This is a genomic window from Spirosoma terrae, from assembly GCF_010435915.1.
Taxonomy (GTDB): domain Bacteria; phylum Bacteroidota; class Bacteroidia; order Cytophagales; family Spirosomataceae; genus Spirosoma; species Spirosoma terrae.
This window is the reverse complement of the sequence record NZ_JAAFZH010000001.1, coordinates 469,192-496,142: the sequence shown is the minus strand read 5'-3', so window position 1 is coordinate 496,142 and position 26,951 is coordinate 469,192. Positions and strand designations below refer to the sequence as shown.

Annotated in this window: 19 protein-coding genes; 6 read left to right on the top strand and 13 right to left on the bottom strand. The window is 47.3% G+C overall.

The window, feature by feature from the left end; translation table 11 throughout:
• Positions 1–63: 63 nt before the first annotated feature.
• Positions 64–3,738, bottom strand: a complete 3,675-nt coding sequence (locus tag GK108_RS02205; RefSeq protein ID WP_212592699.1) for a T9SS type B sorting domain-containing protein — start codon at positions 3,736–3,738, stop codon at positions 64–66.
• A 235-nt stretch (positions 3,739–3,973) separates the two neighbouring features.
• On the opposite strand from GK108_RS02205, the gene GK108_RS02200 reads away from it, so the two are divergent.
• Positions 3,974–5,005, top strand: a complete 1,032-nt coding sequence (locus GK108_RS02200) for a PorP/SprF family type IX secretion system membrane protein (protein ID WP_163942087.1) — start codon at positions 3,974–3,976, stop codon at positions 5,003–5,005.
• A 107-nt stretch (positions 5,006–5,112) separates the two neighbouring features.
• Here the strand turns inward: GK108_RS02200 and GK108_RS02195 are convergent, their stop codons facing one another.
• The 6 genes from GK108_RS02195 to lpdA form a co-directional block, all read right to left on the bottom strand.
• Positions 5,113–6,354: an aspartate kinase gene (locus tag GK108_RS02195; RefSeq protein ID WP_163942085.1), complete on the bottom strand. Its 1,242-nt coding sequence runs from the start codon at positions 6,352–6,354 to the stop codon at positions 5,113–5,115.
• 81 nt (positions 6,355–6,435) lie between these two features.
• Positions 6,436–8,370, bottom strand: a complete 1,935-nt coding sequence (gene dxs / locus GK108_RS02190) for a 1-deoxy-D-xylulose-5-phosphate synthase (RefSeq protein WP_163942081.1) — start codon at positions 8,368–8,370, stop codon at positions 6,436–6,438.
• 302 nt (positions 8,371–8,672) lie between these two features.
• Complete coding sequence (locus tag GK108_RS02185; RefSeq protein ID WP_163942078.1) at positions 8,673–9,596, bottom strand: rhomboid family protein; 924 nt, start codon at positions 9,594–9,596, stop codon at positions 8,673–8,675.
• 2 nt (positions 9,597–9,598) lie between these two features.
• Positions 9,599–10,378: a rhomboid family intramembrane serine protease gene (locus tag GK108_RS02180; RefSeq protein ID WP_163942075.1), complete on the bottom strand. Its 780-nt coding sequence runs from the start codon at positions 10,376–10,378 to the stop codon at positions 9,599–9,601.
• A gap of 38 nt (positions 10,379–10,416) precedes the next feature.
• On the bottom strand, positions 10,417–12,402 hold the full coding sequence (mutL, locus tag GK108_RS02175; RefSeq protein ID WP_163942073.1) for a DNA mismatch repair endonuclease MutL: 1,986 nt from the start codon (positions 12,400–12,402) through the stop codon (positions 10,417–10,419).
• Positions 12,403–12,598: 196 nt separating this feature from the next.
• The gene (gene lpdA, locus GK108_RS02170) at positions 12,599–13,999 is read right to left on the bottom strand and encodes a dihydrolipoyl dehydrogenase (protein WP_163942071.1); all 1,401 of its coding nucleotides are present in this window, start codon (positions 13,997–13,999) and stop codon (positions 12,599–12,601) included.
• Positions 14,000–14,367: 368 nt separating this feature from the next.
• Here lpdA and prfB point away from each other — a divergent pair.
• A protein-coding gene (gene prfB / locus GK108_RS02165; protein WP_163942069.1) for a peptide chain release factor 2 occupies positions 14,368–15,445 on the top strand; the annotation gives its coding sequence in 2 pieces (ribosomal slippage) (positions 14,368–14,427 and positions 14,429–15,445; 1,077 coding nt in all).
• A gap of 169 nt (positions 15,446–15,614) precedes the next feature.
• Positions 15,615–16,250 (top strand): SGNH/GDSL hydrolase family protein, encoded by a 636-nt coding sequence (locus tag GK108_RS02160; protein ID WP_163942066.1) that lies wholly within the window; start codon positions 15,615–15,617, stop codon positions 16,248–16,250.
• A gap of 69 nt (positions 16,251–16,319) precedes the next feature.
• Here GK108_RS02160 and GK108_RS02155 read toward each other — a convergent pair whose 3' ends face one another.
• The 6 genes from GK108_RS02155 to GK108_RS02130 all read right to left on the bottom strand — a co-directional run bounded on the left by GK108_RS02155 (position 16,320) and on the right by GK108_RS02130 (position 21,199).
• On the bottom strand, positions 16,320–17,036 hold the full coding sequence (locus GK108_RS02155; RefSeq protein WP_163942063.1) for a DUF2306 domain-containing protein: 717 nt from the start codon (positions 17,034–17,036) through the stop codon (positions 16,320–16,322).
• A gap of 135 nt (positions 17,037–17,171) precedes the next feature.
• On the bottom strand, positions 17,172–18,071 hold the full coding sequence (locus GK108_RS02150) for a LytTR family DNA-binding domain-containing protein (protein ID WP_163942060.1): 900 nt from the start codon (positions 18,069–18,071) through the stop codon (positions 17,172–17,174).
• A gap of 20 nt (positions 18,072–18,091) precedes the next feature.
• The gene (locus tag GK108_RS02145) at positions 18,092–18,715 is read right to left on the bottom strand and encodes a rhomboid family intramembrane serine protease (protein WP_163942056.1); all 624 of its coding nucleotides are present in this window, start codon (positions 18,713–18,715) and stop codon (positions 18,092–18,094) included.
• Between the two features lie 97 nt (positions 18,716–18,812).
• A complete protein-coding gene (locus GK108_RS02140) occupies positions 18,813–19,784 on the bottom strand; it encodes a polyprenyl synthetase family protein (protein WP_163942053.1) in 972 nt (323 codons plus the stop codon).
• 59 nt (positions 19,785–19,843) lie between these two features.
• Positions 19,844–20,671 carry a hypothetical protein gene (locus GK108_RS02135; protein ID WP_163942050.1) on the bottom strand — a complete coding sequence of 276 codons (828 nt, stop codon included), beginning with the start codon at positions 20,669–20,671 and terminating at the stop codon, positions 19,844–19,846.
• Between the two features lie 93 nt (positions 20,672–20,764).
• Entirely contained in the window at positions 20,765–21,199 is a 435-nt protein-coding gene (locus GK108_RS02130; RefSeq protein WP_163942047.1) for a nucleoside deaminase, read from the bottom strand.
• 185 nt (positions 21,200–21,384) lie between these two features.
• Between GK108_RS02130 and GK108_RS02125 the strand changes: the two genes are divergently transcribed.
• The 3 genes from GK108_RS02125 (at position 21,385) to GK108_RS02115 (ending at position 26,944) form a co-directional block, all read left to right on the top strand.
• Complete coding sequence (locus tag GK108_RS02125; RefSeq protein ID WP_163942044.1) at positions 21,385–21,945, top strand: RNA polymerase sigma factor; 561 nt, start codon at positions 21,385–21,387, stop codon at positions 21,943–21,945.
• A gap of 99 nt (positions 21,946–22,044) precedes the next feature.
• Positions 22,045–23,142 (top strand): FecR family protein, encoded by a 1,098-nt coding sequence (locus tag GK108_RS02120; protein ID WP_163942040.1) that lies wholly within the window; start codon positions 22,045–22,047, stop codon positions 23,140–23,142.
• A gap of 190 nt (positions 23,143–23,332) precedes the next feature.
• Positions 23,333–26,944 carry a SusC/RagA family TonB-linked outer membrane protein gene (locus tag GK108_RS02115; protein WP_246224625.1) on the top strand — a complete coding sequence of 1,204 codons (3,612 nt, stop codon included), beginning with the start codon at positions 23,333–23,335 and terminating at the stop codon, positions 26,942–26,944.
• The last annotated feature ends 7 nt before the right edge of the window (positions 26,945–26,951 follow it).

Genomic DNA, 26,951 nt, shown 5'->3' with positions numbered 1-26,951 from the left:
TATTTTGCGTGTTTTTAGCCATACCGTTTACTTCAAAAATACGAAAAAAAACGCAGAAAAACACTATCTGACCAGTAGGACAGACCCTCGTTTTACAACCGTTCCCCGCTCTGGATATGACTCACTTTTGTAGGTAATTACGTAGGGGTAAAGCATGGGCGGATACAGCATTCCCTTGTAGGTTCCATCCCATTTTTCGTCGGGATGATGCGCCGTAAATATTACCTCCCCCCATCGATTATAGACGCGCAGCTGATAGTCGGTTACGTAGGACGAGAATACCTGAAGCATATCGTTAACTCCGTCGTTGTTCGGCGTAAAAGCATCCGGTACGTTCACGCGTGGTTCGCATTTGTTAATGACGAGCGACACGCCAGTGGCTGTACACCCCTGCGGATCAGTAACCACAACCTGATACTGACCAATCCGATCTACGGTAATTGCCCTCGTGGTATCCCCCCTATTCAACCATAAATAACGCAAATTAGCGGCTCCGTTGGCAACAAGCTGAATCACTCCCCGATCGCCTTCGCATAAGACGGCTTCGGCTGGTAATGAGAATGGCGGAGCCGCCCTGTCGCCCACCTGCGTTCTGCTACGTCCAACGCAGCCCGTTTGCGTGTTACGTACTACCAGACTATACGTACCAGGCTGTGTTACGACGATGGACGGCGACGAGTCGCCGGTACTCCATTGATACGTATTACCGGGCTGCTGGGCATCCTCCGGCGCTAACGTTACGTTAGCGCCTATGCACTTAAGGTACTGCGGGGCAAGTCGAGCAAAGCCGGAGCTATCCAACCCTACTTTTATACTATCTTCCAGCGCCTTACATCCATTCGCATCGGTTACCTGTACGTTATACAAACCGGGCGCAGCTGCACCAAACACGGGCGTATTTGCCAGCTGATTATTATTGAGATCGAGCCATATATAACTCACCGCAGTTCCACCGGATATGTTCAGACTGATTGTTCCGCTGTTAGGCGTACTACACAAAGCATCTCGGACAATAGGTGACAGTACCAATTGGTTGGCGGCTGATTTTAATGTAAAAGCCGTGTCGAGTTTACACCCATGCAATGTATCGGTCACGGAGATTCTATAGCCTCCTTCCAGCAAACCAGTCTGCTGATTGGTTGTTCCCGGCAAAACGGCTCCATCCGATCGTGTCCAGGCGTAGTTGTAAACGCCGGCAGGCGTCGGCGTTAAGAGAATAGCGCCATCAGCCGATGTACAGGACCGTGGTTGCGTCAGGTTAGCAGCTACCCGTACCTTGGGCAATTCTGCTACGTTGATTGTATCCGAGTTTTCACAAACAGCGCCGTCAATTTCTGCAGAACGGGCCGTTACAATGTACGTTCCCGCGTTCGATACGGTAATTGTCCGTGTATTGCCGCCGTTACTCCACTGAAACTCCCGCCAGGTTTGTTGAGGCACAGTCAGATTGACCGATGTGCGATAGCAAAATACCGTATCGGGACCCAGATTAAGCGACGGAACTGGTTTTATCTGAACATTGATGGTATCGCTCTTAAAACATTCTCCATTAGCGGCCAGGGCGATGACAGTGTAAAAGCCCGGCAATTCCAGCTTTATGGTTCGCTGCCTACCCCTTACGGCTCCGTTAACCACCCAGGCGTAAAGCTTAGCATTTACTTTCATATCCAGCGTAATCCCTTTCCGGTTACAGATGGCCGTGTCGGCTCCTAGCTTTATATCGGGGGGCGTTTCGAGAATTGTCAGTGTATCTTTAATGAGCGTGTCTTTACAAATACCACCAGAGCTGGTTCTGGTAACAATGTGCAAACTAATCGGATATTGACCCGGATTAGCGTACGCATGGGTGATAGGCTGGGTAGACGTTGTCGATACAGGCGCACTTCCATCGCCGAACGTAACGGTATACGTTTCTTTCAATTTCGGACAGTTCGGGCTGATCTGGAATACGGTTGGCGCATTAGTACAGGTATCGGAATACGTAATACCCGGCCCGCTCGACGGTTCATTAAAGTTGGTCACCAGGTTCGGTAAACCTAACTGGCTTGTCTTGCCGCCCAGCGTTTGGCCTTCGGGATTGAAACGTAAGCTATCCAGTAACCCACCGTTTGGGTTTTCGATTACGCCTAGCGTACTACTTCCTTTTATGGCAACATACACCCTACCATCGGGCCCGATCTGAACCGAACCATATTGGCGGGTAGTACTGCTATCGACTACCGTTCGGGATGAGGCCAGCAATGAATCGCTTTGCGTCAGATCGTACTTGAGAATATAGGATGAGCCCTTCTGACTGCCATCGGAATTGGTATCAGCCAGCATCGTTACGTATAGATTATTACCATCGGGCGAAAATTCAACCCCATAGGCCTTGGGCGGAGCCGCTCCCAGATCGAGCGTTCGTTCAAATTTCATCACTCCCGTAGAGTCGTTGAACGTATACAAATCAATGGAGTTTTTAGGTGGTCCCGGAATCACTACCGCCATTGGCCGATTACCCGTATTGCCACCAGTGGTATCGGCAGGCCCGATTTTAATATATCCTTCTCCGTTCGTTAACGAATCCAGCGTCTGCCCTCCGCTGTAGGTCGTTACGGTTGGCGTTTCACTGGTAGTCAGGTGGCGAATTTCGAACGTGTTTGTTCCATAAATCCGGGATATGACCCAATAGGTTGAATCGCGGTCATTACGTACTGATGCCGATTGCTCGGTTGCCTTATCAGATAAAGGAATATTTTTCTCAACAACAGCGCCTTTACCTGCATTCTGACGCATATCGACTACACTATACGTCAGTGTTTTCTGCCCACGAATTTCGGACGTAGTATAGACGTAATACAAGTATTCACATCCCCGGCAGGTTGGCTTGGGTACAATAAGCGCCGATTGCGTAGAGTTTTTATTCCCTTTTAATGGAATCTGGACAGCCCCTGTATCGCCCGGAACCAGCGACTTCATCGGTTCGCCATCTTTATCATAAATCGTGATCCCGTCGGTATAGAACAACAAAACCCCTTTGGTATTTGAAATAGACGATGATCCTTCTATCGTATTCAGCTTGCCGTCTGTGATGGGTTGCGGAGAACCTCCCCCACTAAAATCAAGACCAGCGTTCGCCCCAAAGTACCACTTTGACCCCTGCGATTGTTTCTGCTCCCCGCACACATCAACATTAATCCGATCCTGATACGTACAGCCCGTTATAGGGTCAATAGCTTCTACCGAATAACATCCTGAGCTATCTACTTTTATACTTTGTGTGGTATCGCCTTTGGGGTACCATAAATAATTATATCGGGTTTGCTCACTACCGTTGTAAGGGTCCAGGGTTATTACTTCTCCTTTACAAATTGTTGTATCCGTCCGCCAGTTTGAGAATGATTGTGGCCTATTACCAACTCTGATTGATCTTGTGGATACTACACTCACGCCATTAATTGTCCGTGTTAACGTGACTGTAAATGGAGTAAGCGTAGTGGCCTGTTGATAAACATGTTTTGCGATGGAATCATTTTGCGTTGTAAGAGTGTTACCATCACCAAAATTCCAGACACGAGTTGTTATTCCGGTCCTAATACTATCAGTAAATACTACACTATCAGGATCACACTCTACATCAGGCACACATGCCTTGCCGCTAATTTTGATCGCTTGTGCCCAAGACGTAGTTACTCCCGCCAGCAGCAGTAGCACGGCCCAAAGCCCAACGACACGAAGACGGTTAATAAAAGTTATCATGAAAAACGCTGAATAAGCCCTCCTGCACAATTTCGACCCCTGGCATAACAGACAACGGGGGCATTACGTTAGTATAAACGAAGTCAATCCATTAAAATTTTATCGTCTGCCAACCGTAAAAATCGCTTTAAATACGGCTAATTTTAGCGATTGTATTATGTAAATAAATACTCTTTTTACGTTAAGAATGTTGCAATCATAAAGTTGGCCTAGTCTTTGCCATCATATCGTCGTTATGAGTAAGAAATACGTGATGTCGGTTTTGTTGTTGGCGGTCAGTCGACTGGCCTTCGCCCAAGACCCACAGTTTACCCAGTTTTATGCCGCCCCGCTTTATCTGAACCCAGCGTTTGCCGGGTCGGCGCTGGCTCCACGCATTACGGCCAACTATCGAAACCAATGGCCCGCCATTACGAACTACGTTACAACGATGATTGGTTTAGACCATTATTTTGATCGTGTTAACAGTGGTGTTGGTTTATTGATCCAGAATGATAACCAGGGTCAAGGAAGGATTCAATCTACCGAAATAGGGTTGCAATATGCATACCAGTTTCAGGTGAGCGAATCCTCTTTTATTCGTTTAGGTTTGCAGGGGTCATACGTTAATCGGAACGTAAATTATTTTGGTTTAACTACTGGTGATCAGTTCACTGAGCAAGGGTTTATTACGGGCAGCGTTTCGCAGGACCCTATGCTGTTAGGTGGCTCACCAGTAAATAAATATTTGGATTTCTCGACAGGGGCTTTGTTTTATTCGGACTGGTTCTGGCTGGGAGCCTCGGCTCATCACATTAACCGGCCTGATCAGGGCTTCTTTGTGAGTGGTCAAAATCGATTGCCTATTAAAGGTGGGATTCAAGCCGGGCTACGTATTCCGTTGGGCGGCTTCACGGGTCTGGCCGACGAGATGGACCGGGAAATCAGTTTTTCGCCCGTTGTACTCTATAAATTTCAGGGGAAATACGATCAGTTAGATATTGGCGCTTATTTGACCTATGCTCCGCTAACGGTGGGCGCTTATTATCGGGGTATTCCCTTCAAAAAATACGAGCAAACGATCAATAACCACGATGCTGTTGCTTTACTGGCCGGTTGGCGAATGGACAAATTCTCTATCGGGTATAGCTACGATTTCACCATCTCGACTCTCGGAAACAGTGGTGGATCGCACGAATTGTCGCTTTCCTACATCTTTGAAAAGCCAGAAGGCCGGCGGCCCGGTGTGCGTAAGCGGGATAAAAAACTTCCTTGCCCTAAGTTTTAAATTCGTTACGTAGTTAGCTTTTAACGCTCACAAACGCACAAAGGACACGGATAGCTAATGATCTTTTCTCCGTGTCCTTTGTGCGTTTGTGAAAGTCAGACTTCTGTTTATCCCAAGTCCTTTACGACTAGCTGTACGGTATAACGGCTTTTCTGCTCCAGCAATAATTTCTTGTTGACCAACACCCGATCAATTGTACTCTGATCGTAATAACGTATCGTAATCAATTCCAGATTGTTATTATAGTTGACCCGAAAATCCTGCTTTAACTGGTCCAATAGTGCCGGAACACGGTCGGGGTTGTTATCGATTACGACCGAAAAGCTAATTGCTGTATTCTGCATCAGATTGATCTTAACCCCAGCCTGCGCGAATCGGCCGAAAATCCGGCTCAGATTATCTTCTGCAATAAAAGAAAAGTCGTTCGGATGCAACGACACCAGTACCTGATTTACCTTGAATATAAAGGAAGGAATCATCAGGTGATGCTCATAGTTGCCGATAACAGTGCCCGGAGCCTCAGGCTTCAGAAACGAGCGTACGAAGAGCGGAATGCCTTTATTCTGTAGCGGCTTTATTGTTTTAGGATGAATGACCGTAGCCCCATAATAAGCCAACTCAATAGCATCCTGATACGTTATTTTCTCCAGCAACACCGTTTCATCAAACCATTTAGGATCAGCATTCAATACCCCCGGTACATCTTTCCAAATGGTAACACTATCGGCGTTAAGACAATAAGCCAAAATAGCCGCTGTATAATCAGAACCTTCCCGTCCGAGCGTCGTAGTCCGCCCGTTGGGCGCCTGTCCTAGAAAACCCTGGGTTATCGTAATGCCCCCTCTTTTGATCGTTTGCGTTACGCGTTTAGCCGTTTCTTTCCAATCAACACGACCTTCCCGAAACGTAGCATCGGTACTAATTAACTGACGGGCATCAGTCCATTGTGCCGTTACGCCCACTGCGTTCATATAGGCAGCAACGATCTGAGTCGACAACACCTCCCCTAAGGAAACAATCTGATCGTACACTTCATCATACGTACCTGTCAGCGGTTGCTTTATGATCTCGTCCAGATCGCGTAATGTCTGCTTAGCCTGTTCAAAATTGCCCATCAATTCGCTCATGATAGTCTCATGATACGTACGGATGTCTTCTAACCGGGCTTTGCACGTAGTGGTCTTCAGCGTCATATAAGCCCGTACCAATTCTTCGAGCGAATTGGTTGTTTTACCCATTGCCGATATAACCACCACGGCGCCTTGCCCTTGTGTACGGACAATATCTACCAGATTTTTTACGCCAGCTGAATCTTTTACGGAAGCTCCACCAAACTTGAATACGTTCATAACAAATAAAAAAGACAGGATTACAGCCTCAACAAGATTAGAAAAATCCTGTCAATTCTGTAATCCTGTCAAAAAAAAATCTTAAACCGTTATTGCTCGGCCGGTAAAAAGTAGTTCTCGAACGGCATCGGCAATACCTTGCGGATCGAAACCACACTCATGGTGTAGCTCAATCTGCTCGCCATGCTCTACAATGGCATCTGGAATGCCTAATCGTTTTACGCGGGCCATGTAGCCATGATTGGCCATAAATTCCAGCACCGCACTACCAAAACCGCCCATTAAGCAACCATCCTCAACGGTGAGTATCCGATCGAACCGGCTAAAAATCCGATGAAGCAATTCTTCGTCCAGCGGTTTAACGTAACGCATATCGAAATGAGCAGGCTGCACGCCTTCTTTAGCCAGCATCCGAGTAGCTTCCACTGCATAATTACCGATATGGCCAATTGTCAGAATCGCTACGTCTTCTCCATCAGAAATCAGGCGACCTTTTCCAATCTCCTGTTTTTCCAGGGGCGTGCGCCAGTTAGGCATCGTACCCTCTCCTCTCGGATACCGAATCGTGAAGGCCTGTTTTCCGCGCTGCACCTCGTCAGACTGGGCTGTAAACATCATGTTACGTAGCTCCTGTTCGTTCATGGGTGCCGCCACAATCATGTTTGGAATACACCGCATGAAGGCCAGATCATACGCACCGTGGTGGGTAGGTCCATCGGCTCCGGCGAAACCAGCCCGATCCAGACAGAAAACAACCGGAAGCTCCTGAATACAAACGTCGTGAATGACCTGATCATAAGCCCGCTGCATGAACGTAGAGTATATATTGCAGAAGACAACCTCGCCCTGCGTAGCCATTCCAGCCGAGAACGTAACAGCGTGTTGTTCCGCAATGCCTACGTCGAAAGCTCGTTCAGGCATTGCCTTCATCATGATATTCATTGATGATCCCGAGGGCATGGCAGGCGTAACACCCACAATACGTGGATTCTGTTCAGCCAGTTCTACCAACGTATTACCGAAAACGTCCTGATATTTAGGCGGCTGTGGCGTATCGTAAACCTTTTTCTTAATAACACCGGTTACCTTGTCGAACAAACCGGGTGCATGCCATTTGGTCTGGTCCTTTTCGGCAGGCCCGTATCCTTTCCCTTTCACGGTCAGTACGTGTAAAAGCTTGGGGCCGGGAATATTTTTAAGATCATCCAGCACACTGACCAGATGATCGATATCATGCCCATCAATTGGACCAAAATAACGCAGGTTGAGCGATTCAAACAGATTACTCTGGTCTAACAACGATGATTTGATACCCGACTCAATCTTGGATACAATATCCTGAGCGCTTTTACCAAACTTGCTCATCTTACCGAGCAAATTCCACACCTCGTCTTTAACCTTATTGTAGGTTTGCGACGTAGTGATATCAGTCAGGTACTCACGTAAAGCCCCCACGTTGGGGTCGATACTCATGCAGTTATCATTTAGCACAATCAGCAGATTACTGTCTGTTGCGCCAGCATGGTTCATTCCTTCAAAAGCTTCGCCAGCAGTCATAGCCCCATCGCCAATCACAGCAATGTGGTTCCGTTGCATTTTACCCTGAAGTTTCGAGGCTACAGCCATCCCTAATGCGGCCGAAATCGATGTTGATGAGTGGCCGACACCAAATGAGTCGTACACACTTTCTTTCCGCTTCGGAAAACCAGACAGTCCTTTATAGAACCGGTTGGTATGAAAACGATCGCGACGACCCGTTAAGATCTTGTGCCCATAAGCCTGGTGGCCTACGTCCCAGATTAATTGATCGTCGGGCGTATTAAACACGTAATGTAACGCCACGGTCAGCTCCACCACGCCAAGGCTGGCACCAAAGTGCCCACCATAGACAGATACATCGTCAATAATAAATTGGCGTAATTCGTCGGCGAGTTGGGGCAGGCGGGATTTATCGAGTTTACGAAGATCGTCAGGCGTGTTGATGGTGGCCAGAAGACTGCCAGGGGTAATCAGCATGGTAGAGAGCAGTAAATCGTCTGTTAGACACTAACAAACGTACACAATGCAATGTTTTTCTTCGGCGGTTGACCCGTTGATTCAGGGGGCGAAGGTACTGTATTTTTATCAGATTTATAAATAAACTAAGCCTCTGATCGCCGGAACATATACGTACGAGTCAGAGGCTTAGATTTTCAAAAGATTCCATAAGTAGGCGTAACTACTTTTTAGTCTAACCGGTATTGGCTAAATCATAAATCTTTGCTTGTAGATGATTTTAAAATCATTTCTGGCTAAGAAAAAATTTAGTAGACGGGCTATTAATTTCGTTGACTCGCCCGGAAAAGCTTCTGTTTTTCTTCACGGGTTAAACTTTCATAACCAGAGCGGGAAATCTTATCCAGGATCGTGTCTACTTCATCCTGATCGGGTGTAGATATAGACGTCGAAGCGCTTCCTGCCGATGCATACACACTACCCTGAGCACTCGTACTGCTACGTTGCCGGTACGACACTTTTACGGCTGGTTTTGGCTTGAACAAATTACTCCATGTATCAACTACCCAGTAGATAGGCCGCCCTATGTCGGTACCGTTCTGAAGGAGTTTTACATAAACGAATCCCATTAAAGCACCTCCCAGATGAGCGAGGTTACCGCCAGCATTAGGACCAACAGATTGGGCAAACGACAATACAACAAAGAAGAAAACAATGTATTTGATCCGAACCGGACCAAAGAATAGCAGATGAAACGTGTAGTTAGGTAATAAAGTAGCGGCACCAACGGCTACTGACAAAGCGGCTGCCGACGCGCCCAGCATAGGAGGTCCACCAACCTGTTCCTGAAAATAAGGCACCAGATTATACATGGCCAAAAAGAATAAACCACCGGCAATACCACCCGTAATATAAAGACCTACTAATCGCCGACTTCCCAGATACTCATCGATCAACCGACCGAACCAGTACAGGAACAGCATATTGAACAGAATATGAAAGATCTCCTCATGGGCAAAAATATGCGTCAGCAGCGTCCAGGGCCTATGTAGAAAAGCATTCACAGAGGACGGTATAGCCAGGTAACCGATGACCGTATTGTAAATATCCGTAGTCTTCGCTATGTGCGACACTACGTATAGGATAACCACGGCCAGATATACAACCGTGTTAACAAGTATCAGTTGCACCAACGTATTGTTGGGCTTACTGAATTCGTTCCGAAAGTCATCGAACAACCCGCTCATTACTAATAAAAAGTTTTCCGCTGTGAATTCCAGTATTTAACTAAAATGAATGCAAACAACATACCGCCAATATGGGCAAAATGGGCTACGTTGTCGGTCTGTGCTCTATAAACGCCAGAGTACAGTTCATAGGCTCCGTAAAAAATAACGAGGTACTTAGCTTTAATCGGTATAGGAGGAAACAATAAAAATAGCTGAGTGTTCGGAAACAGTAAACCAAATGCCATAATTACCCCAAAAATAGCTCCTGAGGCACCGACCATTGGCTCATTAACCTGGCTTCCAACTATTTGGTTTACAATAGTGAGGCTGTCCTGAACCGTTTTAGGATCGTTCGGATAGCTCTTGAATTTTTCCATAAAAGGGACCAACTGATCATAATACGAACTGGCATGCTGATCTATAAACGCCGAAAACGCGTCATAGCCAGGCTCCAGCCGATAATTCTGAACAGCATCCACTACATCTTTCATCTCCCAGTAATTTACACCCGAGAATAACAAAGCGGCCCCTATCCCACAAAAGAGGTAAAAGAACGTAAATCGACGTGAACCCCAGAATTGTTCGAGCATTGGTCCGAAAACAATTAAACCGATCATATTACTGAAAATGTGGCCAAAGCCACCGTGCAGAAACATATGAGTCAGTAATTGAATCGGATTAAATCGATCCGACAAAAACGAATGCAGCCCAAATTGTCCTATAATGGCATCATTTGTAACAAAAAAGACTAATACGTTTAAAATCAATATAACACGAACTACGGGGGTTAAAGAAAACATCTGATTTAATTTTACAATTTACTTCTTTAACTAATTTGTTATCGAAAAAGTCCCGCAATTTTATCCAACGTCAAGAGCGTTGTAACGGGTTCGCCACCTGGCGTATAACTTGGATTCGATGACGCAAATAACTGATCGACCAGGGCTTTACGTTCAGTCGAGCTCAGGCGGGTAACGTATCGTTGGGCCGATCGGCGAGCCAATGACCTTGCTAACGACTCTGCCCGATCCAACTTTAACCGCCCTGTTTCAGCACGAAGTTGCGCCAGCAGGTTTGCGAATAATTCCTCTTCGTTTTCGCCCATGGTTAGTGTAGGAACGCCCCGAATCACAAACGTATTCTGCCCCAGCTCATCGAATTGAAAACCCAGATTGGTGAGATCCTCCCGCAAATCCAAAGCGAGTTGAAAATCAACCGGAGTTAACGTAACGGTTTTCGGAAACAATAATTGCTGCGATACACCATTCCGTTTCGTTAGCGCGGCATGAAACTGCTCGTACAAAATTCGCTCATGAGCCCGCTTCTGATCAATCAGCATTATTCCTGACTTGATCGGGGCCAATAAGTAACGGTTCTGAATCTGAACAATGTTTTCGTCTTCAACCACAGTCGCTGCTTCTAACTGATTAGCCCGACTACCGATGGTAACCGCTTCGTTTTCAGCACCCTCATTAGATGCTGTCGATGGGGCTGGTTTAACGGAATTCAGCCAGTCGCCGGGTTCGGCAGCGGGTTTTGCGTCTTGAGAACTGCTTAACCCGTCAAATAGGGCCTGCCAGTTTTCGGTACTTGGCTTTTTAGGAATATCGAAGCTACTGCCAGCCGCTTTATCAAGCGAATCACTTCGAAACGTAGCACGCTCACTTTTAGGCTTATCATCCAGACGACTACCCATCATCCAGGACGGCGTAACTGGGCGCGGAACGCTCGACGGTACATCGCCTGACTTGGAATCGTCTGACGATTTGCTGCCCGATGATCGCCCGCCCGATAGAAAATTGACGTCAGAGTCGAAGTCGAGGGAGGGGGCCAGGTTATACATTCCAACCGCTTTCCGAACAGCCGCCATCATAATGGCATATACGGATCGCTCGTCATCGAACTTTATTTCTGTTTTTGTTGGGTGAATATTGATGTCAATATGCGATGGATCTATATCGACAAAAAGCACATAGAACGGATGACTTCCTTCGGGCAGCATTCCTTCATAGGCCCCCACAACAGCATGATGCAGGTAATTGTGCTTTATATATCGATTATTAACGAAGAAAAACTGTTCATTACGTGCTTTCTTCGCTGATTCGGGCTTGCCTATATACCCACGTACTGTTACGTAGGGAGTCTGCTCTTCACAGTAGTTGAGTTGTTCCCGATAACTCTTGCCAAACATGTCGATGATCCGGCGGCTGAGCTTTCCGGCAGGCAGGTTATATATTTCCTGATCGTTATGGAAGAGCGAAAAACCAACCTCAGGGTTTGCCAACGCCACCCTCTGAAATTCGTCGATAATATGACGCATCTCAACGGAATTCGATTTCAGGAAGTTACGTCGGGCAGGAACGTTAAAGAAGAGATTTTTGATCAACAGATTGGTCCCTGGCAAACAGGAAATGGATTCCTGAGCTTTTATATCAGACCCTTCGATACGTATCAACGTACCCAATTCATCCTCGGCCCGGCGGGTTCGCATTTCGACCTGCGCGACGGCCGCAATCGAAGCCAGCGCTTCGCCCCGAAAACCCATCGTCCGAATGCGAAACAGATCGTCAGACGAGCGAATTTTCGACGTAGCGTGACGCTCGAAACTCATTCGGGCATCGGTTTCGGTCATGCCCACGCCATCATCCACAATCTGAATCAGATTTCGGCCGGCTTCACGAATAATAACCTGTATGGATTTGGCCTTCGCATCTACGGAGTTTTCAAGCAATTCTTTCACAACCGATGCCGGGCGCTGTACCACTTCACCGGCAGCAATCTGATTGGCAATCGAATCGGGTAATAGCTGAATAACATTTAACATGACAGAAGGTCTCTCCGTTGTAGTTGTTTACCGGGTCTATACAAGATACAACAAAATTAGCCCTAAAAAAAGCCCCCGTCCAACGCTTTTTTACGAAGAACAGGGGCTTTTGACGTTTTGAGTTTATAGTTTTCAGTTTATAATGGCTGGCGCGAGATACTTGCTAATGCGCCAACCACTATAAACTCAAAACTTTTTACAAATGGATCGCTTCACCGTAGGCAGCTTCGGTGGCATCCTTGATGGCTTCCGACATGGTTGGGTGCGGGTGAACAGCCTTCAGAATTTCTTCACCGGTTGTTTCCAGCTTGCGGGCTGCCACGACTTCGGCAATCATTTCCGTTACGTTGTTACCGATGAAGTGAGCGCCCAGGAACTCACCATATTTAGCGTCGAAAATAACTTTCACGAAACCTTCAGGCGCACCAGCGGCTTTCGCTTTGCCCGATGCCGTAAAGGGAAATTTACCCACTTTCAGCTCATAACCAGCTTCACGGGCTGCTTTCTCCGTATAGCCAACCGACGCAATTTCGGGAGTACAGTACGTACAGCCTGGAATATTGTTATAATTCAGTGGCTCAACGTGTGGCAATCCGGCAATTTTTTCGATACAGATGATCGCTTCCGCCGACGCTACGTGTGCCAGCGCCTGGCCTTTCGTTACGTCGCCAATAGCGTAGTACCCTTCAACGTTCGTACGGTAATAGTCGTCCGTTACGATTTTGCCCCGGTCAACCGAAATACCGACTTCTTCCAGGCCGATGTTCTCGATGTTGGCCACAACACCTGCCGCCGATAGTACTACGTCAGCTTCGAAGGTTTTCTCGCCATCCGGCGTTTTGACAAACACTTTGCAGCCTTTGCCGCTCGTATCTACCTTCGTCACCTCCGACTTGGTGTAGATATCGATACCCAATTTCTTGTACTGCTTGGCGAGTTCTTTCGAGATATCCTCGTCTTCAACCGGCACTACATTCGGCATGAACTCAACAATCGTCACTTTCGTGCCCATGCTGGCGTACACGTAGGCAAACTCAACGCCGATCGCACCTGAACCGATAACCAACATCGAGTCAGGACGCTTTTCGAGCGTCATTGCCTTACGGTATTCGATTACTTTAGTTCCATCGAATGGAACGGCTGGTAACTGACGAGCCCGTCCGCCCGTAGCAATAATGATATGCTTGGCTTCGTATTCGGTAACTTTACCATCGGCAGCCGTTACGTCGATTTTTTTGCCAGGCTTCACTTTACCGACGCCATTGATAACATCGATTTTATTTTTCTTCATCAGGAACTGGACGCCCTTGCTCATGCTATCGGCAACGCCCCGACTCCGTTTGATGACGGCCCCAAAATCGGCCTGCGACTCGCCCGAGATGGTAATCCCATAATCGGCCGAGTGCTTAATGTATTCAAAAACCTGTGCTGATTTTAACAGCGCTTTGGTTGGGATACAGCCCCAGTTCAGACAGATACCGCCGAGGTTTTCACGCTCAATGACGGCCGTTTTTAGACCCAACTGCGAAGCCCGGATGGCGGCTACATAACCGCCCGGTCCGCTACCCACAACGATTACATCGTACTGTGAAGCCATTTTCTATGTATTGGAGTTATGTCAGGATTTCGCAGATGGGTTTAGCAGTAGACCACAACTGGTACGTCTAAACCCATCTACCTTTCTGTTTTGAGAACGCAAAGGTAGGTCGAAAAGTTGAGACAGGGTATAACGTCTCTCGTTATACTTTCGGTTAGTTTCCTGTGAGTTGCAGAAGCTCTTCACAGACAAGACAACGTTTTTTGGTTTTATAGCCTCAACGAATTAAGCCTGCGTTTGGTCAAGTACCAAAACCACAGACCCACTTTCTTTTGTTGTATCTTTGTAGGAATTGTCTGCCAATACTGACTAGTAACTAGCCAGTATTGGCAGACAGCAAACCAATATTTAACCATTACGACAAGTTCATGACAACTGATCAGTTGAGCGACTTGAGGGCCAGAGTAGAGGCCCTGAGGGGGTATCTTTGACTACGATTCCAAGAAAGAGCAACTAACCGAGCTGGAACAACAAACCTTCCAACCCGAATTCTGGAGCGATGCAGCCCGTGCTGAGGGCGTAATGAAACAAGTTCGGGCGTTGAAAGGCTGGATCGCCGGTTACGATAAATTAATGGGCCAATTCGGTGATCTTGAAACGCTGTTCGAATTCTACGAAGCTGGCGACGTAACCGAAGAAGAAGTCGATGAGGAAGGTGAGAACGTAAAAGCAACGCTCGAAGACCTTGAACTTAAAAAAATGCTGGGTAATGAAGAGGATCAACTCAGCGCCGTTCTCGAAATAAATGCTGGTGCTGGTGGTACCGAAAGCCAGGACTGGGCCGACATGCTGTACCGGATGTATATGCGTTGGGCCGAAAAACACGGCTACAGCCTAAAACAGGTTGATTATCAGGAAGGAGATACGGCTGGTATCAAATCAGCAACCATCGAAGTGGATGGACCGCTGGCCTATGGGTTCCTGAAATCCGAAAATGGCGTGCATCGACTGGTTCGTATATCGCCTTTCGACTCAAACGCTCGTCGGCATACATCATTTGCCTCTGTTTTTGCTTATCCATTAGTGGACGATACTATCGAAATTGAGGTTAATCCGGCCGATATCGATTGGGATACCTTCCGATCGGGTGGTGCAGGTGGCCAGAACGTAAACAAGGTCGAAACAGCCGTTCGTTTACGTCACCGCCCGTCAGGATTAATTATTGAGTGCCAGCAGGAACGTAGTCAGCTCCAGAATAAGGAAGTGGCTATGCGTTTGCTGAAATCGAAACTCTATGAAATTGAGGTTCAGAAACGTAATGCAGCCCGCGCTGAAGTAGAAGCTGGTAAGCAGAAAATCGAATGGGGCTCACAAATTCGCTCGTACGTACTGGACGACCGACGCGTCAAAGATCACCGTACTGGTCATCAGACGTCCAATACCGATGCCGTTCTGGATGGCGATATTGATCCGTTTATCAAAGCGTTTCTGCTTGAACAAGAATAAGATTAGCCTGACTTACACTGATTTGCCAGAATCCAGATTGATATAAATCCCGTTTATGTCAATCTGGATTCAACATATTGATGAAATGCTAAACTTAATCTTACCAATTCTGACGGCGATCACTTCAGGGCTTTTCCTTGCCTGCGTTCAACCCCTTGATAACTCTGCAATGCTCACAAACCCTGACGCGGAAAAAGCTAAATTCTCGTTCCTTTCCCTTGGCGACTCTTATACAATTGGAGAAAGTGTCGACGAGTCAGCTCGATGGAGTGTACAACTGGCAGATCTGCTACGTCAATCCAACGTCGACGTAACAAACCCCGATATTATTGCCCGCACTGGCTGGACAACGGCTGAGTTGCAGGATGCCATAAAAGCGAGTGGTAATCGAAAAACCTACGACCTGGTTTCCCTGCTGATTGGTGTTAATAATCAGTACAGAGGCCAAAGCCAGGAACGTTATCGGACAGAGTTTCGTGATCTATTACAAACCGCCATCAAATTCGCCAATGGCAGGCCAGGGCGGGTTTTTGTGTTATCGATCCCGGATTGGGGTGCTTCTCCATATGCCCGTGGCCGGAATCGCAACCAAATCGCGGATGAGATAAATGCGTTCAATGCTATTGCTCAGCAGGAATGCAAGTCGGCAGGCGTTTCTTACGTCGATATCACACCACTGACTCGCCAAGCCGCTGGTGATGAATCGCAATTTGCTTCTGACGGGCTTCATTATTCCGGGAAACAAATGCGCCAATGGGCTGAGATTGCTCTCCCAACGGCTACGTCTCTCCTGGCTACACCTTAATTGTATTGAGCGCTGCGGTTGTTCCTGCCAATATTTTGCTATCTGGAACAACCGTAGCGCTTAGTTTACTTAGGCAACCAACGATTGCGGAGTCGCTTGCTTGGCTTCTTTCTCTGCAAATTTCTTCTTGTAATAAGTGACAGTACGGCCAATCAGCATGCCCCCAATAATCCCCGGAGCAATCCAGCTGGCGATTGCTGTCCACTCAGGTGAATTGGCGGGTAGCACTCGACTAATATTGGTTACTAAAGCGGCCGTAAACGTAGCAATATAAGAACCTCCCATTCGGGTAAAGTGCTGAAAGAACCAGTGCATTTTTTCCATTGGCTGATTTATGGCCTTAATATCCCGGCCAGCAAAGGTGAATGTCAACACACCAAAGAACGAAAACAGAATGGGAAAAAAGGATGGCCCGTTTAACACCAGCAGATAGATACCGAAGCCAACCATCGCTACGCTCACCAAAGCTGTTACGTAAATCAGGGCTTTATCGAGAATTGTCACTCTCCCGTCTTTCTGTTTGGTAGCCCGCCAGCCCGACATGCTCAGGTAAAAGCTAAATACAGCGATCCCTGTCAGGAAAAGGCGCATCATTTTAAATGGCTGAAGTACGCATAGCAACAAAGCGGTGATAGCCACGGTAATCATGCAATACACATAGACCAGACCAGTAAGATTATGAAGGCGGCTTCCTTTTTTGGCAAACATGGGTACAAGACCAACGAGCAAAGCCGTAAAACCAGTAAGGATGTGCGTAATCAGCAGAGTAAAAATGAGCGTTTTCATGACCGTATGTCGGTTGCGTTTGACTGAGACAAACCTACGGCAACAAACTCATTGTATGCTAGTTAATGGGGCCAGGAACAGGCTTTGGGACGTTTGACAAACAGAAATGCTGTTTATCCCCGGCTCTGGGACGATTTACAAAGATTTTAGTTCGGCCACTAACGTATCGTTGTATTTTCGGGCTACGGGTACTTGAAACTGACCGCCCAGCAAGTGTAGTTTATACCCCTGCGCATTACCGGTTACTCGCTCAACCCGATCCAGATTAACGATGTATGAGCGGTGGCATCTAACAATATGAGCCCGTGCAATCTGGCTCTCCAACCGACTCAAACTGCTACGTAGCAACGGTTTCACCGGTTGGCGAGGCCCGGCTGGGCCGTCTTTCAGATAAACGACCGTGCAGTAATTATCGCTCGATTCGATGAAGAGGAGATCGGCTGCGGCAAACGTAATGGCATCTTTTTCGTTGTCAGCCAGCAACGTAATGGTAGCTGCCGGGCCATCACCAATCTCAGTATCTGTTCCGTTACTTCTTATAGGCTCCGGTAAATGAACTGGCAATTCCGCAGCCGCAGCAGTATACTTTTTAAGCTGGCGAATATAGCTGAACAATACGGCACCCGTAACCGGAAATATACCAATCAGGAAGGTCGCAATAAGCATACCGCCCCAGCCAATACCGCTTTTGCCCCCCGCTATCAGAAATTCCAGATAAAAGCGGTTGGCAATGGCAATCAGCAATACGTTCAGCATCGCCATTAAGATCTCACGCCCAACAGTCCAACGTTTATCCGAGAATAGATCAGGCAATAAACGGGGCCAAGCAATAAAGTTAAAGGCTGTCACTATAAACGTAACGCCCCCAAAACCGAGCAGTTTCCAAAGTTTATGGGGTGTCGTCCAATCATTTAGCCCAAAAGGCTGAAAGGCAATTAGAAACAGGCCAATGAACAGGCCTATCAATGCCGCCCTCAGGAAATGCCGCCCGAACGAATCTTCAACCGGAAAAGGCTGATTAAATACAGTAAACATAGCCTTTTTTCAGCTAAGCATTAGAATAATCGCCAACCGGCAATTTGCTCGAAAAACTGCGGTAATACGGGTGGGTAAACTAATATAATAAAGGCAATGCCAAATAAAGCGCCATAGATGTGAGCATCGTGGTTGACGTTGCCCATACCCCGGCGCGACTCGTAATAAGAGTACATCAGGTATATTGGCCCAAAGATAAATCCGGGAATACCGATCGGAATAATGAACAGGTATAGTTTGGTTAATGGGCTAATTAAAATAGCGGCAAAAATTATAGCCGATACGCCCCCCGATGCTCCCAGTGAATTATAGCCTGAATCCTTTCGGTTTTTCAAAAAGGTAGGAATGTCTGATATGACAATAGCAGTCAGATAAAAACCAACGTAATACAAGGCTCCACTCACACCAAACAACTGATCGAATACCTGCTCCATCAACTGCCCGAACGCATAGAGGCTAATCATGTTAAAGATCAGGTGCATCCAGTCGGCATGCAGGAAGCCAGACGTCAGAAAACGGTAATATTCATTCCGTTTAGCCACTTTATATGGGTTCATGACCCAGCGATCCATGATACTGTAATCGTTCCAGGCCCACAAACTAATGCCAACGGTGACCAATATGATAACTAATGTAATACTCATAAATGGAAGAAATGATGTATGGAATATGACGTATAATGTATGATGTATGGTATACATTTATATCCTACTCCATACATCCTATATCATACTCACTATTTTAGCTTTCCCGTTCAATTAACTGTTGGGTAAATTGTATTAAAAAATCCTTGCGGGCGGCATCAGCCTTGATTTGGTCGAAATTCTTCAATCCTTTTGCAAAGTAGCTGTTTATACGCGCTTCTGTAATTTGTCGGATTCCCAATTGGTCGTAAATGGTTGTAACGGCCTTTACCTTTTCGGCTTTATCGAACTCGGAGCGATTGAGCCAATCGGTCAGTTCTTCTTTAACAGAGCCGCTGGCCTGCTCAAGCGCTTCTATGAGTAGGAACGTTTTTTTATTTGCGATAATATCGCCCCCAACTTGTTTGCCGAATTTCGCCGGATCGCCATATACATCCAGCAAATCGTCTTTTAATTGAAAACCAAGACCAATATTTACGCCACCTTCATAAAGATGGGCGACCGATTCGGCATCGGCCTTGCCAATCAAACCACCGAGTTCAAGGGCGTAACCTAGTAACACAGAGGTTTTCAACCGGATCATATCGATGTATTCGGCTTCCGTTACGTCCCAACGTGTTTCGAAATTCATATCCATCTGCTGCCCTTCGCAAACCTCAGCCGCTGTTTGGGTGAAGCGAGCCATGGCTGGTTTCAACTGATCAGCATCTACGTTCAGCATCAATTCATAGGCACGCACCAGCATAACATCGCCCGATAAAATGGCAATGTTTGGATTCCATTTTTCATGCACCGTTGGCTGGCCCCTACGTAGTGGCGCCTGATCCATAATATCGTCGTGCATTAACGTGAAATTATGGAAAACCTCGACCGCCAGCGCGGGCCGAACGGCTTTTTTCCAATCGTCAGTGAAGAGATAGGCCGACATCAGTGTCATTAGCGGACGCATTCGCTTGCCGCCCAGACTCATAATGTACCGGATCGGATCGTAAAGTTCGGGTGGATATTGACCGTACTGGGTAAGTTGAAGTTCTTGTTGAAGGGCCTCAATAAATACAGCTGGACTCATTCGATAGGGCAGCATTTGCCGGGTTTTGGGTCAAAAATAAGGCAAATAGCCCCAAAACCCTAACCCCGAATACTCCTACGATAATGTTGCTGCCTGGCTGTACTGATCACCCAGATCAATCGTCCCGACAAAATGAAATAACCATCCCGCTTCGTGCTATTGCCACGCTTGGCACCAGCCGCATTGAGCGGTAGCCCAAGTTCTGAACGCCGATCCGACAGAGCCGCAGCGATCGGCAGCATAGTGCTGCGATCTGGATAGACAGTACTGACATCATCGAGATAATCGCTCATTACGTGGGTATAGATACCTTCGAGATGCCACTTGAATCGTTCTCCGGCCAAAATAGGCACACCAATACCGTACCGAAGAATCAGCGGCAGACGATTATACGTAACGCCTTCGGTACGTAGCGGAGCCAGACTGTAGGTTTGTCCTTTATAGGTGGTTTTGGGCGTCAGATATGTCAGGCCAAAGCCAGCTATAGCATAGGGAACGATGATATGATTTTTGTCTTCGGGATGCCAAAAGTCGAACTGGACACCCGCCCAGACTTCAGGATTCAGACTACGAAACGATAGATTATTATAGGACAGATACGTATCGGCCTGGCTCCCCCGCAGGAAATATAGCTGTGTTTCAGCCCGAAACGTCAGCCGGTTGGAGAACCGATAAGCTGCTGCAACACCGACTGAGACTCCCAGCCGCAAATGTCCCAGATTACCTCTTTCGTTCAGATCACCCAGGTAGCGAGTTGTCCCTACACCGGTATTTAACAGCCACGATCCCGGTCTTTCACGCCAATACTCAGAGCGTTGAGCAAACGTCTTTAAAAACGACAGGCAAATGGCTATTGCCATCAACAATTGAATTCGGAAGTATCTCATTAGGTAGACGTTACGGTGTTATTTTTTGAAACAAGGTAACTAATCTACCCAACAAATGATATGTACCTAATTTAATTTATTTTATTTACTAAACTAAAGCTCGCCAATATCTTCATTCCAGAGCGTCGGCTTATCAGCAATAAACTGATTCATCATCTCAACACACTCGGGTAAATCCAGATCAATAACTTCTACACCGTGCTGCTCCATAAACTCCCGTGCTCCGGCAAATGTCCGCGACTCGCCCACAATCACTTTCGGAATCTTAAACTGAACAATAGTCCCCGCACACATGTAGCAGGGCATCAGCGTCGAATAAATCACCGTATTTTTAAACGATCCCACTCGTCCGGCGTTGTTCAGACAATCCATTTCCCCGTGCAGAATGGGGTTGTTCTCCTGAACCCGCTTGTTATGGCCCGAAGCCACCAACTCGCCATTCTTGATTAATGCGGAACCGATTGGAATTCCACCTTCACGTAAACTTTTTTGGGCCTGACGGATAGCCTCCTGCATAAATTCGTCCATAAGTTGCGTATGTATGGTTAATATCGGCTAACTGAACAACTTCAGAAATTTGTTTAAAATCGTAAGACTAACGCTATTTTAATCGAACCACGTAATAAAACGCTAATATTTAACATTCCATAGGCATTTATTAACCGAATAAAGCCAAAAAAGCGTTGTTTTGGGGTTTATTTGCTCGGCGCGTCATGAATGAATTATTATCAACAAACTTCTCTTCTGATGAATCGCTCTGGGAGCGATTCAAAACTGGTGACCGCAAAGCGTTTGAACAAATCATCTCGCTTCATTATGCATCCCTGTTTCGTTTCGGCTCTCGCTACAGCAAAGACACCGGCCTGATTGAGGATTGCCTGCACGATATGTTCGTCTATATATGGGAACGACGAACACACATTAGCGGCACCGATAGTATCAAAAAGTACCTCCTTAAGTCATTTCGGCATAAAATCCTGCTGGAATTACAGCGCACCCAGCGCCGGGGCTGGGTCGACGAAGACGAAGCGCTCGACCATGCCCCTGAGCAGAACTTCGAAGAGTTTGTTGTTCTTATCGAAACCGAACAGCTCTCTGCCCGAAAGATAAAAACCCTGATCGATCTCCTGCCTCAACGCCAGCAGGAAGCGCTCCATCTCCGTTACTTCGAAGAGCTCGATATTGATACCATTGCCCAGGTAATGAGCATTAATCGCCAGTCGGTATCCAATCATCTGCACAAAGCCCTGAACTTTCTGCGGGAACACTGGTAATACTTTTGCAGTATTTCAATAAAAAAAACGCAAATACAGGGTATGGGATGAGGTTCGGCTAATTATATCAATATAAACAGCCCAAAATAGACCTTTTCTATGAAATCATTTGATCATTTCGAGCTACATGATTTCCTGGAAGACGAATCATTCCGATCGTGGGTATTTGAACGAGCCTCGCCGTCCATCACGGAATGGTGGGATCAGTTTCCAGCCATGTTTCCTGCAAAAGCCCTGCTGATGATGCAGGCCAGGGAAACGCTATTGGCTATTTACGACGAACCACTCGTGCCTACACCGGCTAGTATGGGCCAGCGCATCCAGCAAATCATGCTGGACACTGAACCTGGCCAGCCATCCCAACTCTCGTTCTGGACATATCGGCGGGCAAGCTGGTTAGTAGCCGCTTCGCTCGTGCTATGCTTAGCAGGCTGGTTCGCCTGGACAACGTACCAGGATAGACCTGCCGCTACGTATAAAAAACTGGTCTCGTCCGCTCAGCTTCCTATGAAGGAAGTGGTTAATACAGGAACTAAAACTCATCTGGTATTATTGGCCGATGGTAGTTCGGTGTTGCTGCAGCCCAACAGCCGCATCAGTTATCCGAGCAATTTTAACAGCCATACGAAGCGCGAAGTGTATCTGATTGGAGAGGCCTTTTTTGAAGTCGCCAAGAATCCTCACAAACCATTTTTTGTCTACGCCGATAATCTGATCACGAAAGTATTAGGCACCAGTTTCACCGTTCGGGCGTATGAGAAACATACGGTAGACGTAACAGTCAAGACGGGGCGGGTGTCTGTTTTTTCACGTTCCGACAGCGAACGAACTCAGAAACAAGAATCACACACACTAACCGGGCTTGTTCTTACCCCCAATCAGCGCGTTCATTTCAACCGGGATACCGATCATCTGCTACGTACATTAGTTGAATCGCCTACGCTGCTCGACATGCCCATCCAGCGTTCGATGTTCGAGTTTACTGGCGCTCCCATGTTGCAGGTATTCTCATCGCTGGAAAAGGCGTACGGAATCGAGATTGTTTTTGATTCGGAGGTTATGAAAAACTGCTATCTGACAGCCTCTTTAGACGACGAACCGCTTTTCGAAAAACTGCATATGATCTGTCAGACGCTGGACGCGGAGTACGAACAGATGGATGGAAAAATCTTAATTACTAGTAAAGGATGCCAATAGAAATACTTAAACCAATTTTCTAGCCTATGCCCGAAAAACACCTCTAAGCGCCTATTACAAAAAAGAGTCAGCGATGCTGCAACACCACTGACTCCTGAAGTAATTCCCCACTTGCTCTCTTCCAAAAAGCACCCTGAAGCAGGGTAAGGGAATTTTATTGCCGATTCAAACCGACAACCAATTCAAAAGTATGACAATTCGAATACAAATGCAGCAAAGGCTGCTCAAAATTATGCGAGTTAGTTTTTACCTGTTTTGCGTAGTAACCGTCTTTGCTTCCATAGCACAGGCGAGCGATACGTATGGTCAGGAACTACTCAATCGGCGGGTAAGCCTGCAACTTTCTAACCTGACCGTTGAACAAGCCATCAATCGTATTAGCAAAGAAGCCGATGTGAAGTTTATGTATAACCCTCGCATCTTCACTCAGCAACGTATTGCCCCTCTTACATTTACGAACGAACGCCTGGCCGACGTACTGGAAGCTGTGCTGGGCCCAGCGTCTATCAGCTACGAACTCGGAGGAAAGAATATCATACTAAAACGTACGCAGTCTGTCGGCCCAAACGCCGAAAAACCCGTTCCTCCCATTACCGTCACAGGTCGGGTTCTTGATGAAAAGGGCGATGGTCTGCCCGGAGCGACGGTACTGGTGAAAGGTTCAAACAATGTTGGAACAGCAACGGATGGCGACGGAAAATTCACGCTGAACGTACCGGATGGTAATGGTACGCTGGTTATCTCCTCCATTAGCTACACGTCGCAGGAAATTGCCATCAACAATCGCACTACGTTGCCCGACATTAAACTGGCTCCGGATGTAAAATCACTGACCGAAGTTGTCGTTGTAGGGTACGGTACGCAGCGCAAGAAAGACTTAACTGGCGCGGTTGCCGTAGTTAACGTAGCCGAATTACAGCAACAACCTACGGCTCAGATTACGAACCAGCTACAAGGCCGGGCATCGGGCGTAACGGTTTTGGGATCAGGCCAGCCGGGTGAAGCTCCTCAGGTTCGGATTCGGGGGTTAAACACGTTCGGCAATAACCAGCCACTCTATGTTGTAGATGGCGTACCTACGCAAAACATCAACGACATCAACCCGAACGACGTAGCGTCGATGCAGGTACTGAAAGATGCCGGCTCAGCGTCTATCTACGGTTCACGGGCAGCTAACGGCGTTATTATCATCACCACCCGCCGTGGTACCGGCAAAGTGAAAGTTCAGTATGACGCCTACTACGGTGTGCAAACACCTAAAAGCGGAAACGTCTGGAATTTGCTGAACCCGCAGGAAACCGCTCAACTGAAATTCAATGCCATTCGAAATTCGGACCCAAATGCGGTTATCAACGATCCATTGTATGGTAGCGGAGCAACGCCCGTCTTACCGGATTATATAGCCCCTCAGGGCGCTAAAGAAGGCGATCCATCCGTGAACCCTTCGCTGTATAATGTTAACCCAACCTATAACAGCGCTGATCAATACAACTCGTTTTATCGGATTACGAGAGCCAATAAAGCAGGTACCGACTGGTTCCATGAGATTTTCAAGCCTGCCCCCATTACGAGCCATAACCTGGCCGTTAGCGGTGGCGGCCCACAGGGAAACTATCTGTTCTCGTTTAACTACTTCAATCAACAGGGTACGCTGATCAATACGTACCTAAAACGCTATACGATACGCTCAAACAGTCAGTACAATATCCGGGAAAATATTCGGGTGGGCGAAAACCTGGCTTTTTCAGTGACCGACAACCCACGGATCAACGCCCTGACCGAAGGAAGTGCCATCGGTATGGCTTTCCGCGAACAACCCATCATTCCCGTTTATGATATTATGGGAAATTACGCGGGCGGCTATGGACAGGGACTTGGGAATGCGAACAACCCCGTAGCGATTCAGCAACGGACTAGTAATAACCGGGGGCTCAGCAATCGATTGTTTGGGAACATGTATGCGGAGATCGATTTCCTGAAAGACTTCACGGCTCGCTCTAGTTTTGGGGGCGAATTGTTCATGGGCAATTTCCGATCGTTTTCGTATCCTACGTACGAAAACCAGGAAAACACCACAACGAACACGTATACCGAAAACACATTCAGTGGCTATAACTGGACCTGGACCAACACGATTCAATACCAGCACAACTTCAACAATACCCACGATCTTAAGGTCGTCGTAGGTACCGAAGCGTATCAGAACCGTGGTCAGAATGTAGGGGGATCAACACAGGGTTATTTTTCGTTCGATCCTAATTTCACTAATCTGTCTACCGGGGCGGGAACACCCACCAACTACAGCAACCGGTATTCGGATGCCCTGTTTTCCCTGATCGGCCGCGTCGATTACTCGTTGAAAGATAAGTACTTATTGGGAGCAACGATCCGACGCGATGGTTCTTCTCGCTTCCAGACCTATCAATATGGTTGGTTTCCGGCGATCAGCGCAGGCTGGCGGGTTTCGCAGGAAAGTTTCATGGGCGGCTTAACCTGGGTGAATGATTTAAAAATTCGTGGAGGTTATGGTATCATGGGGAACCAGTTGAATGTTGATCCAGCCAACGCATACACGACCTATGGTGGCGATCGGACTTCCTCCTATTACTCGGTCACAGGCTCTAATTCATCAAACGTTTTGGGCTTCCAGCGTACGCGAATTGGGAATCCTGACGCTAAATGGGAAAAGAACATCAATGCAAACATCGGTTTCGATGCTAGCCTGTGGAAAGGGAAGCTCGACCTGACTGTCGATTATTACCACAAAGAGGTTCGTGATCTGCTCTACACACTTGAGCTGGCGGGAACTGCCGGTCTGGGTACTGCACCGGCCGTGAACGTAGCAAAAATGCGCAACCAGGGAATTGATCTGGCTGCATCCAGCAATTTCAACATCACCAGCGATCTGAAACTGAACGCTACGTTGACGTTCACTACGTATAACAACAAAATTGTTTCGCTGGCCGAAGGCATCGACTATTTCGATCAGGAAGGTCGCCGGTTTAACGGTAGTTATATTGTCCGTAACGCTGTTGGTCATTCTATCGGGCAGTTCTACGGCTACAAAACAACCGGTTTCTGGAATTCACAGGAAGAGATCGATGCTGCCAATACGCAGGCCCGGCAGGCTACAGGAAATCCGAACGCCGTCTACCAGAACGACGTAGCAGTTGGCCGTTTCCGTTACGCCGATACCAACGGTGATGGCCAGATCACGGACGCTGACCGGACGTATCTGGGTAACCCGAACCCAAAATTCAGTTATGGTTTGAATCTGGGGGCAAATTACAAACAGTTTGATTTCAGCATTTTCTTCTACGGAACGCAGGGTAACGACATCTGGAACAACGTACGGTGGTGGACTGATTTCAACGCCAATTTCCAGGGTGCCAAAAGTAAAACCGCTCTATATGATTCCTGGACGCCCGAAAACCATAACGCAAAGGCTCCTATCCAGGAAACGGTTGGATCGTTCAGCTCAGCCAACGTACCAAACTCGTATTTCGTAGAGAATGGATCGTACTTGCGGGCTAAAAACGCGCAGCTTGGTTATACGCTTCCCGGCAATACACTGAAAAAACTGGGTGTTGAACGGCTACGCGTTTACGTTCAGGCGGCCAACCTGTTCACGATCACCAAATATTCAGGGCTGGACCCCGAAATTGGAACCACAGCGAATACCAACAACAGTTCGGGCGGCAGTTTAAACCAGTCTTTCTCGAACAATACGTCGTTTGGTATCGATGAAGGCGTTTACCCAAACCAACGCCAGTTCCTGTTTGGCCTGAATGTGACGTTCTAATTTCTCT